Source organism: Streptomyces sp. NBC_01669 (assembly GCF_026339735.1).
GTDB lineage: Bacteria > Actinomycetota > Actinomycetes > Streptomycetales > Streptomycetaceae > Streptomyces > Streptomyces yanii.
In genome coordinates this window covers 671,589-685,804 of sequence record NZ_JAPEQG010000002.1, presented here as the reverse complement: position 1 = coordinate 685,804, position 14,216 = coordinate 671,589, and the positions used below count along the sequence as shown (strand labels likewise).

Genomic DNA, 14,216 nt, shown 5'->3' with positions numbered 1-14,216 from the left:
AATCACACTCATAGATCCCGCTCTCCGGCACGAGCTCGCCCGGATGCCATGACGTGCGTTCCTCGCTCATGCTCCCTGTGTACGACACCCCGCCGCACCCTGCGACCCAACAGATGCCCCTTCGCCCGGGAACGCTCACAGCCGGTGGCGCGTCTACCGCTCTTCAGCCGGCACGGTCCGATGCCGTGGCAGAGTGGCGGTATGTGCGGCCGTTACGCCTCCACCCGCAGTCCCCAGGACCTGACCCGGCTCTTCCAGGCCACTGACTGGCTTCCCGACGAGAGTCTGGCGCCCAGCTGGAACGTGGCCCCTACCGACGATGTCTACGCGATTCTCGAGCGCGCCGGACGCGAGGAAGGCGACGAGGTACGGCGAGAGCTGCGGCAGCTGCGGTGGGGACTGGTCCCTTCGTGGGCGAAGGACCCGAAGGTCGGGGCCCGGATGATCAACGCCCGAGTGGAGACAGTGCACGAAAAGCCCGCCTACCGCCGTGCCTTCGTCAAGCGGCGCTGCCTGCTGCCGGCTGACGGGTTCTACGAGTGGGAGCCGCTCAAGGACGAAAGAACGGGCAAGACACGCAAGCAGCCGTACTTCATCCATCCCACCGACGGCGAGGTGATGGCCCTGGCGGGCCTGTACGAGTACTGGCGTGACCCTGACATCGACAAGGACGAGGACCCGGCCGCCTGGCTGATCACCTGCACAATCATCACGACCGAGGCCACCGACGCGGCTGGCCGGGTGCACCCCCGCATGCCGCTCGCCCTCACCCCGGACCACTACGACACCTGGCTCGACCCGCACCACCAGAACACCGAAGACCTTCGCGCCCTGCTCAGCCAGCCTGCAGGTGGCCTGCTCAACGCCCGGCCCGTCTCCACGGCCGTGAACAACGTCCGCAACAACGGCCCCCACCTGTTGGACGAGGTCGCCTGATTACGCCGCCCGCTTTAACGGCAGTGAGCATGTAGCCCGCCAGACGGGCCAACTACAGGGCTCCGTCACACGACGGTCGCAGTCGCCTATCCGCCAGGTCCGGATTGGCCCGCCCGAAGGAGTTGCCAAACTACGAATCGAAGCGAGGGCTTGCCCACGACATCTCAGGCTTGCCCACCGTGCGCCGATCGAGGCTTGCCCAACCCGCTGACCTGGAACAACGGCCGATGGGTACATGTACTCCACTGGCCTGACATGGTCGGCCGCGCCCGGGACATCGTGACCGGCTACGGGGAGATGGGCTGCACGCTGCGCCAGGTCCACTACCGGCTCGTCGCCGAAGGCCGCATTCCCAACACCCCGCCCACCTACCGGCGTCTGTCCTCCCGGCTGGCCCAGGCGCGCCGCGACGGCCACTTCCCCGACCTGATCGACACCCTGCGCGAAGTCCACGTGCCCCGGCCTGGGCCGACGCCCGCGACTTCCTTGGTGACGTCACCGACTGGTTCGCCCTGGACCGCACCGCCGGCCAGAAGGCGGCGCTGTACGTCGCGGCCGAGAAAGACACCCTGCGCCGCATGTTCACCGACTGGCTCGCGGACCTCGGCATCCCGGTCCTGGCGTACACGGATTCAGCTCCCAGTCCTACGTCGATATCGTCCGAGCGCGCACTGCCCGCGACCCGCGTCCCACGGTCCTGCTCTACGTCGTTCTCCCTGGCGCTCCGACGTGTCGCAGGACGCTGCGTCTGATCGTGTGAGCTGGGGTTCTTCCTCGCATCTCTGGAGCTGTCGTGATCGTTGCGACACGTTGCAGATGGAGTGGAGGAAGAGCCTTGCGGGCGTTTCGTGTGCAGTTGCCTTCGGGTGCGGGGTACTGGACGGTGCTGGACGAAGACTTGGCGGTGGTGCCGGCGGCAGATGCGTTCTTGCGGTACGTGCGGTTCGGCCGGGATCAGGCGGAGTTGACGACGCGTACGTACGCTGGGCACGTCGCGCTGTACCTGCGCTGGTGTGCCCGGACCGGCCGGGACTGGCGGAGTGCCGCGCAGGATCTGGGGCTGTTCACCGTGTGGCTGAAGTACGGGACACCGGAGGCCACCGGCATTGAGCGGCCGGTCGCGGGTCGCGGGGTGGTGATGGCCGGGCCGGGGGCGGAGCCCCACCGGCAGCCGGGGCGGATCGGGAACGTGCTGACCGGGGTTCGGCAGTTCCTGTTGCACGGCATTACCGCGAAGACCGTGCCGTCGGAGGTGCTGGTCCAGCTCTACGAGGTGGCTGAGGACTGGGACCTGCCCGAGGAGGCCTGCGGTGAGGGGATGAGCTACCGGCTCAAGGCCCGCCACCGGGTGCAGGTGCCGCGTAAGCGCCGGGACCGGGCCATGGACGCCGAGGCGGTGGCCCTCTTCCTGGCCTGCCGCAACGCCCGGGACCGCTTCATCGTGCTGCTGCTTGCCCGGGCCGGACTGCGCCGCGGCACCGCGGCGGGCCTGCGGCGCGAGGACATGCACTTCATGCCGGACTCCTCCGCGCTCGGCTGCCGGGTGGCCGGCTCGCACCTGCACGTGCTGCGGCGGGAGAACGTCAACGGGGCGTGGGCCAAACGCCAGCAGTCCGCAGGTCCGGGGAAGGCCAAGCCGGTCGACTTCCTGGTGGTCCAGGCCCACGACCAGTACGTGATCGAGCGGATGGCGTTGCCGCACGGAGCGGCGAGCGACTTCGTGCTGGTGAACCTGTTCGCCGAGCCGCTGGGCGCCCCGATGAGCCCGGACGGCGTCACGGAGCTGCTTCAGCGGCTGTCGAAGCGGGCCGGGCTGTCGCGGATCGTGACCCCGCACATGCTCAGACACGCGATGGCCAGCAACGTCGCGGACGCCGGCGGCACTCTGGACGAGGTGGCCGCCCTGCTCGATCACGCACGGCTGTCCAGCGCGGAGCCGTATCTGCACCCCGACCCGGGCCGGTTGCGGGAGGCGGTGGACCGGGTGCCTTCGCCGCGCGAGCTGGCGGGAGGCGCCCGGTGACCGCGACCGTGTCGCTGCCGGCGGTGCCGCCGTCCCCAGGCGCATCCGAGGAGGACAGAGCCGCGTTCTTGTGGTCGTTGATCGAGCCGAAGTTCCTCAAAGGGGTCGGCTGGGACACTGATCGGCTTGTCCTGACCGCGCCGATCGACCACCCGACGCTGGGCATGCGGGCCTGCCCGGTGCCGAGGTGCGACCTGCCGTCGAAGGCCCGCGGTCTGTGCCGGACCTGCCAGGACCAGCACCGACAGTCGGGACTGCCGCTCCAGGAGTTCATCCAGCTCCCGCGCACCGCCTCGCGTGTCGTCCCGGGCCAGTGCCGGGTCGACGGATGTGAGCGGACCTGGATCAACTCCCGCAAACAGCCGCTGTGTCGCTCGCACTGGTACCAGTACCAGCAGTTCGGCGGCACGATGGCGGAGTTCATGACCGGCCCTACGGCCCGGGCCCTGCCCGGCTTCGGTGGCTGCGGCGTGCTCGCCTGCACCCGCCAGGCCGTCACCGCGATGGGCCACCGGCTCTGTCACCCGCACGGCAAACAGCTCAACCAGCTGCGCAAGGAGGGGCCCGTCGACGAGCAGATGTGGCTGCGGACCGCGCCGTCGGGCTGCAGCGGTGCCGAGGTCAGCTTCCGGGGCTTGCCGGACCTGGTCGTCGCACAGCTGCTGTTCGGCCTGCAGCGCCGCTGCCAGCGGGGAGCGAAGACCGACGTCGGCGGGCTGCGCTCGCTCATCGATCGCACGATCCGCCCCTCGCGGGCGGGAGGGCTGGAGGACGTCCCGGCACCGGAATCGAACGGCACCGCGATGGTCCTGCTCAGCCGTTTGACCGCCTACGCGCTGCGGGCCTTCAAGTCCCCGGAGGGCGAGTACGGCAAGGACATCTGGGACCTGGCGGTCTTTGGGCACCGCGGCTCGGTGGACTTCACCGCCGTCCACCAGCCCTGGCTGAAGGAGACCGCGAAACGCTGGGCCCGCGACTACCTGACCCGGGTACGCTCCCGCAGCACGTCTTCCCACGCCCGCCAGCACCTGACCGCCCTGGCCTTCCTGTCACGCAGCCTCGACGCCCGCCAGGACCACGGCACAGACACGGCGGCGCTGGGACGGGCGGACATCGAGAACTACCTGAACCGAATGACGTTCCTGGAGGCCAACGGCCGCATCGCCGCCGGCACCCGCACCACCTACGTCCGGGCCGCCCGCAACGTGCTGAGGCAGTCCCGCGTGATGGGCCTGACCAGGGCCGATGGGCCCATGGCCGGGCTTCCCGACGACTTCGTGATCACCCGGCACGACGTTCCGAAACCGCCAGAGCCCTCCGAGGAGGGCCAGGACCTGCCGCCGGAGGTGATGCGGCAGCTCTGCGCTCAGCTGGACGTGTTCGAGGAGATGACGTGCCGCGAACTGCGCGTCGCGGTGGAGCTGATGATGGACACCGGCCGGCGCCCGGAGGAGATCTGCAAGCTGGAGTTCCACTGCCTGAACCGGGACCGGCAGGATAAACCCGTCCTGGTCTACAACAACTGGAAGGAACAGCGGATCCGGCGTGAGCTGCCGATCCACGAACCCACTGCCCGGCTGATCCGCGAGCAGCAAGAACGCGTCCGCCTCCTCTACCCGGACAGGCCGCTGTCCCAGCTGGCCCTGCTGCCGTCGTCGGTGATTAACCAGCTCGGGAACAAGGGCATCGACTCCAACCACTTCAGCGGGATGCACCGTGAGTGGGTCACCGTCCTGCCGGAGTTCCACCTGGACGACGGCACCGTCTTCGACAAGGAGGAGATCTTCCCCTACGCCTACCGGCACTCCTTCGCCCAGCGTCACGCGGACGCCGGAGTCTCCATTGAGGTCCTGTCACCCTTGATGGATCACGACTCCTACCAGTCGACCCGCTGCTACTACCGGGTCAAGGAAGTACGACTGCGCGAAGCCGTCGACAAGGTCACCACCATGCAGTTCGACCGCCACGGACAGCGCGTCTGGGGAGCGGTCACCACCTTGCTGGACGCCGAGCGCACTCGCCTGGCTATCGGATCGGTGCAAGTCCCCTTCGGCACCTGCTCCGAACCCTCCAACGTCGCCGCCGGAGGCGGTGCCTGCCCCTTGCGGTTCCGCTGCATGGGCTGCGACCACTACTCCACCGACATCTCCTACCTCCCCGAGCTCGCCGCCTACCTCGACGGTCTGCTGCGGCAGCGCGAGAGGCTGCGGTCGATGACCGAGGCCGACGACTGGGCGCGCACCGAGGCCACCCCGTCGGAGGAGGAGATCTCCCGCGTCCGGCGGCTGATCCGTCGCGTCACCGAGGAAGTCGACAAGCTCACCGACGCCGAACGCGCCGAGATCCAGCAGGCCGCCGCCATGATCCGCAAGACCCGCCAGGGTTTCCTCGGCATGCCCCGCATCCCTCAGCCCTTGCCCGACCTGCGACCGGAGCGACCCGCATGACCCCACCCGACCCCGCCGTCCAGGCGATGCTGGATGGCCGACGAGCCGACACCGGCCGACGTCGCCAGCGCGTCCTCGCCGCTCTGGCCGAATCCGCGAAGGACGGCTCCGAAGTCAGCGTCGCGGCGATTGCCCGCCGCGCGGGCGTCGACCGTACCTTCCTCTACCGCCATCGCGACCTGCTCGGTCAGATCCACGCCCAGGCCGCCGAGCCGCCCACGATCTCCGGCGACCGGGGCCCGGCCGTCAGCCGGGCGTCACTCCAAACCGACCTGGTGGCCGCCGAGGCCCGCACCGCCCGCCTCGCCGCGCACATCCGGCGCCTCGAAGGCCGCCTCAGCCAGGCCCTGGGCGAACAGGTCTGGAGGGAGTCCGGCATCGGCGGCCCCGACAACACCGAACAGCTTCAGGCTCGGATCACCACGCTCGAACAGCAGGCCATCGATCTGGAACTCAAGCTCCAGGACCGCGACGACGACCTCGCCGCCGCCCGCGCAGCCAACCGTGAGCTGATGGCCCAGCTCAACTGCGTACGCGAACCGCCCACACCTACGGGGTGAAACAGCAGATCAACGGCCTCTTGGGCAAAAGGACGCCACGGCGCTTCTGAGTAACTGCCTGTGCGAGAACTGATGCTTGGTGACAATGCATATCTCCACGGCCTTCCCGCTGAGCGGTGTTTCTGTGACGGAGCACAGCATCAGCAGAAGGCTGGGCCCGCGCGCCCTGATCTGGGCAAACCCCACGCACGCGTGAAATACGTTCGAGACCAGGCAGCAGACAACTGCGAGATATCCCGTGAGTTCCTCTGAGCCTCGCTGAGTCCCTGAACGAAGATCTAGTGCTGTGCCGCGTTAGTTCGTGGAGGGGTGCAGGTGAACCTCCGTGCGTCCGCTAAGTCGGCTGAACGTGACGGTGCCGACGCAGACACCGTCCGCGCGGCCTGGATCTGCGAGCTGTGTGTCCAGGTCGTAGACACGATAAGGTCCGCTCGATAGTTCGAAGCCTTCCGGTCTGCCGGAAGGCTTCTCGCGTTCTCGAGGAGGATCAGATGGCAGACTTTGTTGTCCGCAGAGCGGGCGCCGAGGACCGCGACGTCCTGGAACGACTCTGGCCGCTTTTCCTGCACGACCTGTCGGAGTTCTGGGGCGTCCTGCCGAACCCGGACGGAACATACCGCCGCGAGTGGCTAGAGTCGGCGATCGGCGATCCCACCTGGTCGGCTTATCTCGTATGGTCTGGTGACCGGCCGGTCGGCTTTGCGTTCGTACGCGCGCTGGACAGCGATGCGCGCGTGCTGAACAGCTTCTTCGTGGTGCGTGGGGCACGCCGGTCGGGCCTCGGGTTGCGAGCGGTGCAGGCCGTCCTGGCCGCGCACCCTGGCCGATGGGAGATCGCTTTTCAGGAGGAGAACGCGGGCGCGGCACGCTTCTGGCGTCACGTCGCTTCCGAAGTCGCGGGCGAGGCCTGGACCGAGGAGCGGCGACCGGTGCCTGGGAAGCCCGAGCTGCCGGGGAACACATGGGTTGCCTTCGATGCGCGGTAGTCCTCCTTCGCGTTAGTTCGTGAAGGGGTGTTGGTCAGGCCGGCTGGTCACCGAGGTAGAGGTAGCAGGCACAGTCCATGCAGTCTTCGGGGCTGCCGATAGGTAGGCCGGTGGGCAGGAGGTTGTCCTCGTACTTGCCTCGGCTGGCGAGGTAGAGGGCGAAGCCCCAGGTGTGCAGGACGCCGGTGAAGCGCAGGCGGCATAGCGGCAGCGGTTCCTCCTCGCCCGGCAGTTCCCCCGCCACGTAGGCGAATCCTGAGCGGAAGCGCACCTGGACGCGGGCGAGCTGGGGCCAGCGTTCCTTGGCGCGGACGTTCAGACGGTGGCGCAGGTGATCTTGCATGGACTCGGGCGGATTCTTCGGCACGGGTCCATCCTGCTGGGTCACCCCCGCATACGCCATGATCATCACTTTGGTCGGGGCGGGCGAGGGTGTGGCCGGGATGGTTGAGGCGGTCGTGGTGGAGTTGGACGAGAGGGTGCGCGAGCGTCTGATCCGTACAGCGGTTTCCCTGAAAGCGCAGGTGCGGGCGGTGCTCCGGGCGCGGATCGTGCTGGCGGCGGCTGAGGGCCTGAGCAATGGGGCCATCGCGCGGGACCTGGCGGTCAGCGTGAACACGGTCCGTAAGTGGCGCGGACGGTTCGCCACTCTGGGCCGGGACGGGCTGAAGGACGCCGCCCGCTCGGGCCGGCCCAAGGTATACGGGCCCCAGGTGGCGTTGGCGATCGTGGCCGCCGCCACCAGTGCGCCCCCGCACCCGGAAGCGACCTGGTCGCACCGCACGATCGCCGCCCAGGTCGCCGGCACTGTCTTCGTCACCATCTCTGCCTCCCAAGTCGGTCGGATCTTGGCCGACTTGGACCTCAAGCCGCACCGGGTCCGCGGCTGGCTCACCCGCCGGGACACCCCTGACTTCTGGGACCGTGTCGCGGACGTGTGCGACCTGTACCGCGACCCGCCTGAAGGGGCGGTGGTGCTGTCCATCGACGAGAAGACCGCGATCGCCGCCCGCGCCAGGCGCCACCCCGGTCGTCCCGCCAGGCCGGGCGAGCCCGCTCGCGAGGAGTTCGAGTACCGCCGCCACGGCACCGCCTCACTGGTCGCCGCCCTGGACGTGCGTACCGGCGAGGTCCTCACCGAGATCATCGCCCGCAACGACGCAGCGACGTTCACTGCCTTCCTCGACCAGCTCGACACGGCCATCGCCCCAGACCAGGACATCCATGTCGTGCTGGACAACGGCTCCTCCCACACCGCCAAACACACCAAGGCGTGGCTGGCCAACCACCCGCGCTGGCACGTGCACTGGACCCCGCCGCACGCCTCCTGGCTCAACCAGATCGAGCTGTTCTTCTCCGTCCTGACCCGCCGCGTGCTGCGACACGGTGACTTCTCCAGCCGCGATGACCTCATCGACAAGCTGGAGAGTTACGTCATCGGCCGCAACGAGACCGCGAAGCCGTACAGATGGACCTATGACGGCAGCCCACTCAAGACCGCCTGATCAGACCCAACACCCCTCCACGAACTTGCGCGGGGCAGCACTAGCGCTGGTGGCTTGCCCTCGCCGTCAGTGGCGCGGGGCCCACGGGTCGTCGCAATCATCAGGATCGGGCTGGTCGGGGTGGAGCATCTCTCGGACGCAATGTTGCAGTCCGGTCTCCTCGGATCCCCCGGCGTTGGCCATCCAGGGCAGGTCGTCCAGGGCGTGGGCGCGTTCGTCGGTGGCGAGGTCGTCGACAATGGCGCGCAAGTCGTCGGGGACGGGTTCGTCGGTGAGGCAGAGCCAGCCGATCGCGGCGGCCAGCCGGACCTCGGGCGCTCGTGTCCGGTCCCGCCACTGTTCCCGCATCCACGCGATGGTCGGCGAGTGGGGCTGGGAGCGGGTGGCTTCGGCGGTGGCGAGGACCAAGGCGGCGCTGACGATCGGGTCCTGCTCGGCGGCGAGCCGGGCACGGAAGGCGGAACGGACCGCGCGGTCGAGGTCTGCGGCGGTGGCCAGTGTGTAGGCGGCGTCGATACGTATCGACGGGTCGGGGTCGTCGAGAAGGGGGTGCAGGAGAGCGGTGTCGGCGGTGATCGCGGCCCGGGCGGCGGCGACCGACCAGCCCGCAGGGTAGCCGGTCACCTCGACGCCGTAGTCGTCGTAATCGTCGTACAGAGCGCCGTCCCGGGTGTCGGCGCGGTGGAGCAGCAGTGCGTCGCGGGAGGCAATACCGAAGTGGCGGGCGCGGGCCGGGCAGGAGGCCTCGGCGAGAGCGTCGGCACGATAAGAGTGGCGGGTGTCGGCGGCGATGCGGATCAGGAACGGTACGGCGAGAACGGCGGCGGCCCGCATGTCGTTGGCACACATGCCGCTCACAACGCCCGTTCCGGAGCGAAGGGGTCCCTCGGTGTATAGCAGGTGAACGGCATCCCTGACGTGTTCCCCCTGCGGGAAGCGCTCCCAGGGGATTTGGCCGAGCAGGACTCCGTCCTTGGCCTCGGGCCGCATGGCGGCCACCACCGCCCGCACATCGAACGGCCCGCCCGCGAACGAGGACAGATCCGCCCCGTCCGCCAATGCCCGGCACATCGCGAACGTCGGATCGGTCCGCCATTCGCCCACGTCACATCACCCCACCGCCGAGTCCAACCGGAGCCGATCATGCCACCTTCCAGTCCGCCTGTTCGAAGCCGGACGTTAAACGACAAGGTAAGCGGCCCGACTCTGGCTTGCCTTCCGCCGAGTGAATCTTGCGCGGAGCTTCGTGCACCACACCTGTTGCACACGCTATGGTCGTCCTGACCGCTTCTGAGCTGCGTGAACTCCTACCGCACGCTCGTGGCGCCCCGGAGAAACGTCGGCGACTTCGACTGCTCGGGCGACGACATTCAACGCGACTGGGTGGCGCGCACCAACTGCTGGTCGACGGTGGAGCGGGTCCTGCTCACCCGCGAGCAGGTCTTGACGTACGAACTGCCCGCGGCCGAAGGGAAGCGTGATGACCCGCGCTGGCCGACGTTCGCCCGCCGGTACGGCTTCGACGTCTGTCGGCCCGTCCAGTGGGAGGTCGAAGCCCTCGAACCGGCCGAGCTCCAGCGCCTGGTGCTCGAAGCCGTGGAGCTCTACATCGACCGCGCGCAGCTCGCCCGGCAGCTCGCCGAGGAGCGGCGCCAGCGCCGGCGCCTGGCCGAGTTCCTCGGCCGCTTCGGCGGCTCGGACGGCTCATGACGTCCGGGCAAGCCTGCTGCGGCGCACCCCGGATGAGGGTTGCACCCACGGTTGTCTGCACAGTTGTCTGCACAGGGGGACCCAAAGTTGCACCGGAGATACTACCGGAGGTGTGAACCCCCCTTTTGTGATCTTGAGCGTTTTGCCTGGTCAGACCCCATGGGCAAGCCCTTTTCGTACACCGACACCTCTTCTCCGCGTTAGTCGGAGGAAGAGGCTTTGTTGTCTGACGGCCCGGCGCGGCCTGCTCGCGCTGTCGGCCCTTCCTCGCTGCTCGGTCCGCTCCCTCGAGCTCCGACCGTGTCGGCCGGCCGCTGCCTCCGCCAGCTGCGCGCCCGGGCGCGTCCCTGGCGACGTCCGGCCGCCAACTGGCGCGCTTCGCCGCCTCTTCGCCGCCGCTCCGCTCCGCACGGCGAATCGGGCACAACGGTGGCCTGGTCCTGCCACACTGGCTGCAGCCTCGCCGCCCCCCGTCGGCGAGGCTGCTTTCTTGTCGGCCTCGGCCGGGCGACTGCACCGGGCCCGGCAGAACGAAACGGCCCCGCCGGTAGGCGAGGCCGTCTCGTTGCGGGTCAGATGTGGTCGTGGTCCACGCCCTCGAACCGGCTCAGCAGCGCCAGGCGGATGCTGACGTGCTCGCGGTCGAGGTCGACGAGCTCGCTGTCCAGCGCGCTCACAGTGACCGGGTCGGACGTCCGGGCGCGGACCGCGCGCATGGTGGCGGCGTCGTCCAGGTTGCACATCAGGTCGTATAGGGAAGCGGGGCGGGAAGAGCGGATCCGCTCGGCCAGCGCCTGCCGCCTAATGGGAGCTACGGAACTGGGGAATGCTCGGTTCCGTAGCCGCCAGCAGGTGAGCACTAACGCCGCCGGAAGCATCGACTTCTGAGGTCAGACCGTGCCCCTGCTGGTCGGCCGGGAGGCCAGACCGCTGATGGGGTGGCGTGCCCGCCCGTCAGGGTGTGAGCACTGGATCCATTAGGCCGCGTGCCGTGCCTTCCGCAGGCTGCACCGCTGTGTCAAGTACGTGACTGGGGAGGGTCTGTTGCTGCTGATCGGTGATGACTGGGCCGAGGACCACCACGATGTCGAGATCCAGGACGAGACCGGCCGGAAGCTGGCCGCCGCGAACCTGCCCGAGGGAGTGGCGGGCATCGCCAAACTGCACGAACTCCTCGCCCGCCACGGCGGCGAGGACCTGGATCCGGGCGAGGTGGTGGTCGGGATCGAAACCGACCGCGGCTCCTGGGTGCAGGCCCTGATCGCCTCCGACTACCAGGTCTATGCGATCAACCCCCGGCAGGTCGCCCGTTTCAAGGAACGGTATGCCTCCTCCGGCGCCAAGAGCGACAAGGGCGACGCGCACGCGCTCGCCGACATGGTCCGCATCGACCGGGCCCAGCTGCGGCCGGTGGCCGGGGACAGCGAGCAGGCCCAGGCCGTCAAGGTCGTCGCCCGCGCCCACCAGACCCTGATCTGGGAACGCACCCGCACCTTCCAGCGGCTGCGCACCACCCTGCGCGAGTACTTCCCCGCCGCCCTGAACGCCTACGCGGACCTGACCCTGACCAGCACAGACGCGCTGGAACTGCTGATCAAGGCGCCTGCCCCGGCCGCGGCGGCGAAGCTGACCCGCACCCAGATCACCGCCGTCCTGACCCGGCACCGCCGCCACAACCGTGCCGCGAAAGCGGCCACGATCCAGACCGCGCTGCGTGAGCGGCAGCTCGGCCTGCCCGAGCCGGTCACGGCCGCCTACGCGGCCACCGCCACCGCTCACGCCCGTCTGATCATCGCGTTGAACGAGCAGATCGCCGCGATGGAAGAGCAGGTGAAGACGCATTTTCTGGCGCACCCGGACGCTGAGATCTACCTCTCGATGCCCGGCATCGCGGAGATCACCGGCGCCCGGGTGCTTGCCGAGTTCGGAGACGACCCCACCCGATACACCAGCGCGAAAGCCCGCAAGAACTACGCCGGCACCAGCCCCATCACCCGGGCCTCCGGCAAGAGCCACACCGTCCAGGCCCGCTACGTCCGCAACAACCGCCTCGCCGACGCCCTCCAGACCCAGGCGTTCTCCGCCCTGCGCGCCTCACCCGGCGCCCGCCACTACTACGACAAACAACGAGCCCGCGAAGTCGGCTACAACCCCGCCCTCCGCCAACTCGGCAACCGACTCGTCGGCATCCTCCACGGCTGCCTCAAAACCCGCACCCGCTACGACGAAGCAACCGCCTGGTCCCACCACGCCCACCCCCAAGCCGCTTGACACCAAACGACATGGGGTGTCTGACCTCGCGTTGCGTCGGCTGGGCGGGGCGGCGGCGCCACTTGTAGAACCACGCCTCCGACACGCCGAGCGCTCGGCAGGAGGTCCGGTACGGAATCTTGTGCTCGGTCTTCTGGTCGCTGATCACCCCGACGACGGCAGCGGCCTCGCTGGGCAGCGGGCCGCTGTCTATCTGGTCCTTGACCATGACTGGCACATGGAGGAGCTGTACGAGTCGTTCGCTGTTCAGGCGTTCGCCGAGCGGGTGCTGGCGCTGTCGGTCAACCTGGATGACGACGGCATGGTGCCGGTGATCTTCTCCAGCGGGCGTGAGCCGTTCCTCGAGGAGATCCGGCTGGACAACTATCGCGGCCGTATCGGCAGCTGCACACACAGGTCGACTGGGGCTGTGGCAACGTGGCCGATGCCATGCGCCGGACGGTGAGCCATTATCAGGAGTCCGGAGCATCCGATCCCGCCTTCGCGGTCGTCCAGGTCGGCGACGAACCATGGGACAAGGCCGAAGTGCGGTCCCTTCTGCAGAACACCGCCACCCTTGGAGTCTTCTGGCTGTTCGTCGGCTTCGGCCGCGGCAAGCTGGCCTTCTACAAGAACCTGAACGCCTCCGCCTCGGCCACCTTCACCAACGTCGCCTTCTACGACGCGAGCAAGAATCCGGGATCTGTCCCGGGCGACAAGTTCTATGCGGGCCTGGTCGACGCGTTCGGCCGCTGGATGAACCCGTAAGCCGCTCTCGGGGGCGCACCGTCGCCGGGGCCGGCTGCCTCCTGCCGGACGGGCGATCGCGTCAACAGGTTCCTTGGCGTGGCTGTGAACTGAGGCCAGCCGGTACGGGCTGGCGCCGTCCTGAGACTTCACTGCACGATGCCGCCGGTGCGGGCGGCGGCCAGCCAGTCGGGGAATTCGTGGAGCAGCCGGTCGAAGAGCTGGTGGTCGCCAGTGGCCTTCGGGGTGCGGCCGGCGTGGAAAAAGCCGGCGTTGTCGACGACGCGGCAGGCTGGCACGGCGAGGGTATCCAGCCTCCGCAAGAACGCGAACTCGTTGCTGCCGGGGTCACCGAAGCCAACGAACTGCCAGAACAGGGGGAGCCGTGCTGCCTTGCATAGGTAGCGTTCGGCGGCGAGCTTGCTGGTGGGCCCGCCGTCGGTCTGGAAGATGACCAGGGCGGGCGAGCGGCTGCCGGACTCCATCCCTGTTCTTGCGTGGGTATCCCCGGCTTCAGCCGGGGAGGGAAACGCATCCTAAGCCCGGAGGCGCGAAGCGCCGGAGTTCGCTCCGCCTCTGTCGTTGCGGTCAGATAGGCCGCTTCTGGCCTTCGATGTACTGGCGGATCACGGTCAGCGGTGCACCGCCGCATGATCCTGCGAAGTAGGAGCGGGACCAGAACACTGACCCCATGCCGATCCGGTTGATGCGGCCGGTGTACTCGGCCCGCAGGTACCGGGAGCTTACGCCCTTGAGGGAGTTGATCAGTTTAGACAGGGCGACTTTCGGCGGGTAGTGCACCAACAGGTGCACGTGATCCGCCTCGCCGTTGAACTCGCGTAGCTCTGTCTCGAAGCTGGCGCAGACCTCTCGCATGATCTCCTCGCACCGTTTGAGCATGGCGTCATCGAAGATGTCACGCCGGTACTTGGTGACGAACACCAAGTGTGCGTGGAGGGTGTAGGTGACGTGCCGTCCGGTGCGGATATCGGGATTTGGCTTCCAGCGTGGTGACATACGCCAAGCGTAGTATGATCAAGCGAGCCAACGTG

At 68.5% G+C, this 14,216-nt stretch carries 14 protein-coding genes and 1 pseudogene; 10 read left to right on the top strand and 5 right to left on the bottom strand.

What is annotated here, in order from left to right; genetic code table 11:
* The first annotated feature begins 201 nt into the window (after positions 1-201).
* From OG972_RS44075 to OG972_RS44055, 5 genes are all read left to right on the top strand, one after another.
* The gene (locus OG972_RS44075) at positions 202-936 is read left to right on the top strand and encodes an SOS response-associated peptidase (protein WP_266992150.1); all 735 of its coding nucleotides are present in this window, start codon (positions 202-204) and stop codon (positions 934-936) included.
* 835 nt (positions 937-1,771) lie between these two features.
* Entirely contained in the window at positions 1,772-2,959 is a 1,188-nt protein-coding gene (locus OG972_RS44070) for a tyrosine-type recombinase/integrase (protein ID WP_266992148.1), read from the top strand.
* Positions 2,956-5,406, top strand: coding sequence for a site-specific integrase (locus OG972_RS44065; protein ID WP_266992146.1), 2,451 nt, complete (start codon positions 2,956-2,958; stop codon positions 5,404-5,406). The genes OG972_RS44070 and OG972_RS44065 overlap by 4 nt, the downstream gene beginning before the upstream one ends.
* On the top strand, positions 5,403-5,966 hold the full coding sequence (locus tag OG972_RS44060) for a hypothetical protein (protein WP_266992144.1): 564 nt from the start codon (positions 5,403-5,405) through the stop codon (positions 5,964-5,966). Before OG972_RS44065 ends, OG972_RS44060 begins: the two co-directional genes overlap by 4 nt.
* Before the next feature lie 491 nt (positions 5,967-6,457).
* Complete coding sequence (locus tag OG972_RS44055; protein ID WP_266992142.1) at positions 6,458-6,952, top strand: GNAT family N-acetyltransferase; 495 nt, start codon at positions 6,458-6,460, stop codon at positions 6,950-6,952.
* 34 nt (positions 6,953-6,986) lie between these two features.
* On the opposite strand, the gene OG972_RS44050 is transcribed toward OG972_RS44055, so the two are convergent.
* Entirely contained in the window at positions 6,987-7,319 is a 333-nt protein-coding gene (locus OG972_RS44050; RefSeq protein ID WP_266992140.1) for a hypothetical protein, read from the bottom strand.
* A 34-nt stretch (positions 7,320-7,353) separates the two neighbouring features.
* Here OG972_RS44050 and OG972_RS44045 point away from each other — a divergent pair, with 34 nt between their 5' ends.
* Positions 7,354-8,457 carry an IS630 family transposase gene (locus OG972_RS44045; RefSeq protein WP_266992138.1) on the top strand — a complete coding sequence of 368 codons (1,104 nt, stop codon included), beginning with the start codon at positions 7,354-7,356 and terminating at the stop codon, positions 8,455-8,457.
* 66 nt (positions 8,458-8,523) lie between these two features.
* On the opposite strand, the gene OG972_RS44040 is transcribed toward OG972_RS44045, so the two are convergent.
* Positions 8,524-9,561: a hypothetical protein gene (locus OG972_RS44040; protein ID WP_266992136.1), complete on the bottom strand. Its 1,038-nt coding sequence runs from the start codon at positions 9,559-9,561 to the stop codon at positions 8,524-8,526.
* 216 nt (positions 9,562-9,777) lie between these two features.
* Here OG972_RS44040 and OG972_RS44035 point away from each other — a divergent pair, with 216 nt between their 5' ends.
* Positions 9,778-10,167, top strand: coding sequence for a hypothetical protein (locus OG972_RS44035; protein WP_266992134.1), 390 nt, complete (start codon positions 9,778-9,780; stop codon positions 10,165-10,167).
* A gap of 572 nt (positions 10,168-10,739) precedes the next feature.
* Here OG972_RS44035 and OG972_RS44030 read toward each other — a convergent pair.
* Positions 10,740-10,910 carry a hypothetical protein gene (locus OG972_RS44030; protein WP_266992132.1) on the bottom strand — a complete coding sequence of 57 codons (171 nt, stop codon included), beginning with the start codon at positions 10,908-10,910 and terminating at the stop codon, positions 10,740-10,742.
* A gap of 301 nt (positions 10,911-11,211) precedes the next feature.
* Between OG972_RS44030 and OG972_RS44025 the strand changes: the two genes are divergently transcribed.
* The 3 genes from OG972_RS44025 to OG972_RS44015 all read left to right on the top strand — a co-directional run bounded on the left by OG972_RS44025 (position 11,212) and on the right by OG972_RS44015 (position 13,185).
* Positions 11,212-12,438, top strand: coding sequence for an IS110 family transposase (locus tag OG972_RS44025; RefSeq protein WP_266992992.1), 1,227 nt, complete (start codon positions 11,212-11,214; stop codon positions 12,436-12,438).
* A 121-nt stretch (positions 12,439-12,559) separates the two neighbouring features.
* Positions 12,560-12,883, top strand: coding sequence for a VWA domain-containing protein (locus OG972_RS44020; protein ID WP_266992131.1), 324 nt, complete (start codon positions 12,560-12,562; stop codon positions 12,881-12,883).
* Positions 12,880-13,185 carry a VWA domain-containing protein gene (locus tag OG972_RS44015; protein WP_266992129.1) on the top strand — a complete coding sequence of 102 codons (306 nt, stop codon included), beginning with the start codon at positions 12,880-12,882 and terminating at the stop codon, positions 13,183-13,185. Before OG972_RS44020 ends, OG972_RS44015 begins: the two co-directional genes overlap by 4 nt.
* Positions 13,186-13,313: 128 nt before the next feature.
* Here OG972_RS44015 and OG972_RS44010 read toward each other — a convergent pair.
* Together OG972_RS44010 and tnpA are read right to left on the bottom strand one after the other, a co-directional pair.
* Positions 13,314-13,643 (bottom strand): annotated as a pseudogene (locus OG972_RS44010) (VWA domain-containing protein); the annotation flags it as partial.
* Positions 13,644-13,752: 109 nt separating this feature from the next.
* Positions 13,753-14,181 (bottom strand): IS200/IS605 family transposase, encoded by a 429-nt coding sequence (tnpA, locus tag OG972_RS44005; RefSeq protein WP_266988239.1) that lies wholly within the window; start codon positions 14,179-14,181, stop codon positions 13,753-13,755.
* Positions 14,182-14,216 lie beyond the last annotated feature (35 nt).

Excerpts from the sequence above, each read along its gene's own strand:
- OG972_RS44075 (WP_266992150.1), top strand. The coding sequence starts at position 202 with ATGTGCGGCCGTTACGCCTCCACCCGCAGTCCCCAGGACCTGACCCGG.
- OG972_RS44060 (WP_266992144.1), top strand. The coding sequence starts at position 5,403 with ATGACCCCACCCGACCCCGCCGTCCAGGCGATGCTGGATGGCCGACGA.
- OG972_RS44055 (WP_266992142.1), top strand. The coding sequence starts at position 6,458 with ATGGCAGACTTTGTTGTCCGCAGAGCGGGCGCCGAGGACCGCGACGTC.
- OG972_RS44045 (WP_266992138.1), top strand. The coding sequence starts at position 7,354 with ATGATCATCACTTTGGTCGGGGCGGGCGAGGGTGTGGCCGGGATGGTT.
- OG972_RS44030 (WP_266992132.1), bottom strand. The coding sequence starts at position 10,910 with ATGTGCAACCTGGACGACGCCGCCACCATGCGCGCGGTCCGCGCCCGG.
- tnpA (WP_266988239.1), bottom strand. The coding sequence starts at position 14,181 with ATGTCACCACGCTGGAAGCCAAATCCCGATATCCGCACCGGACGGCAC.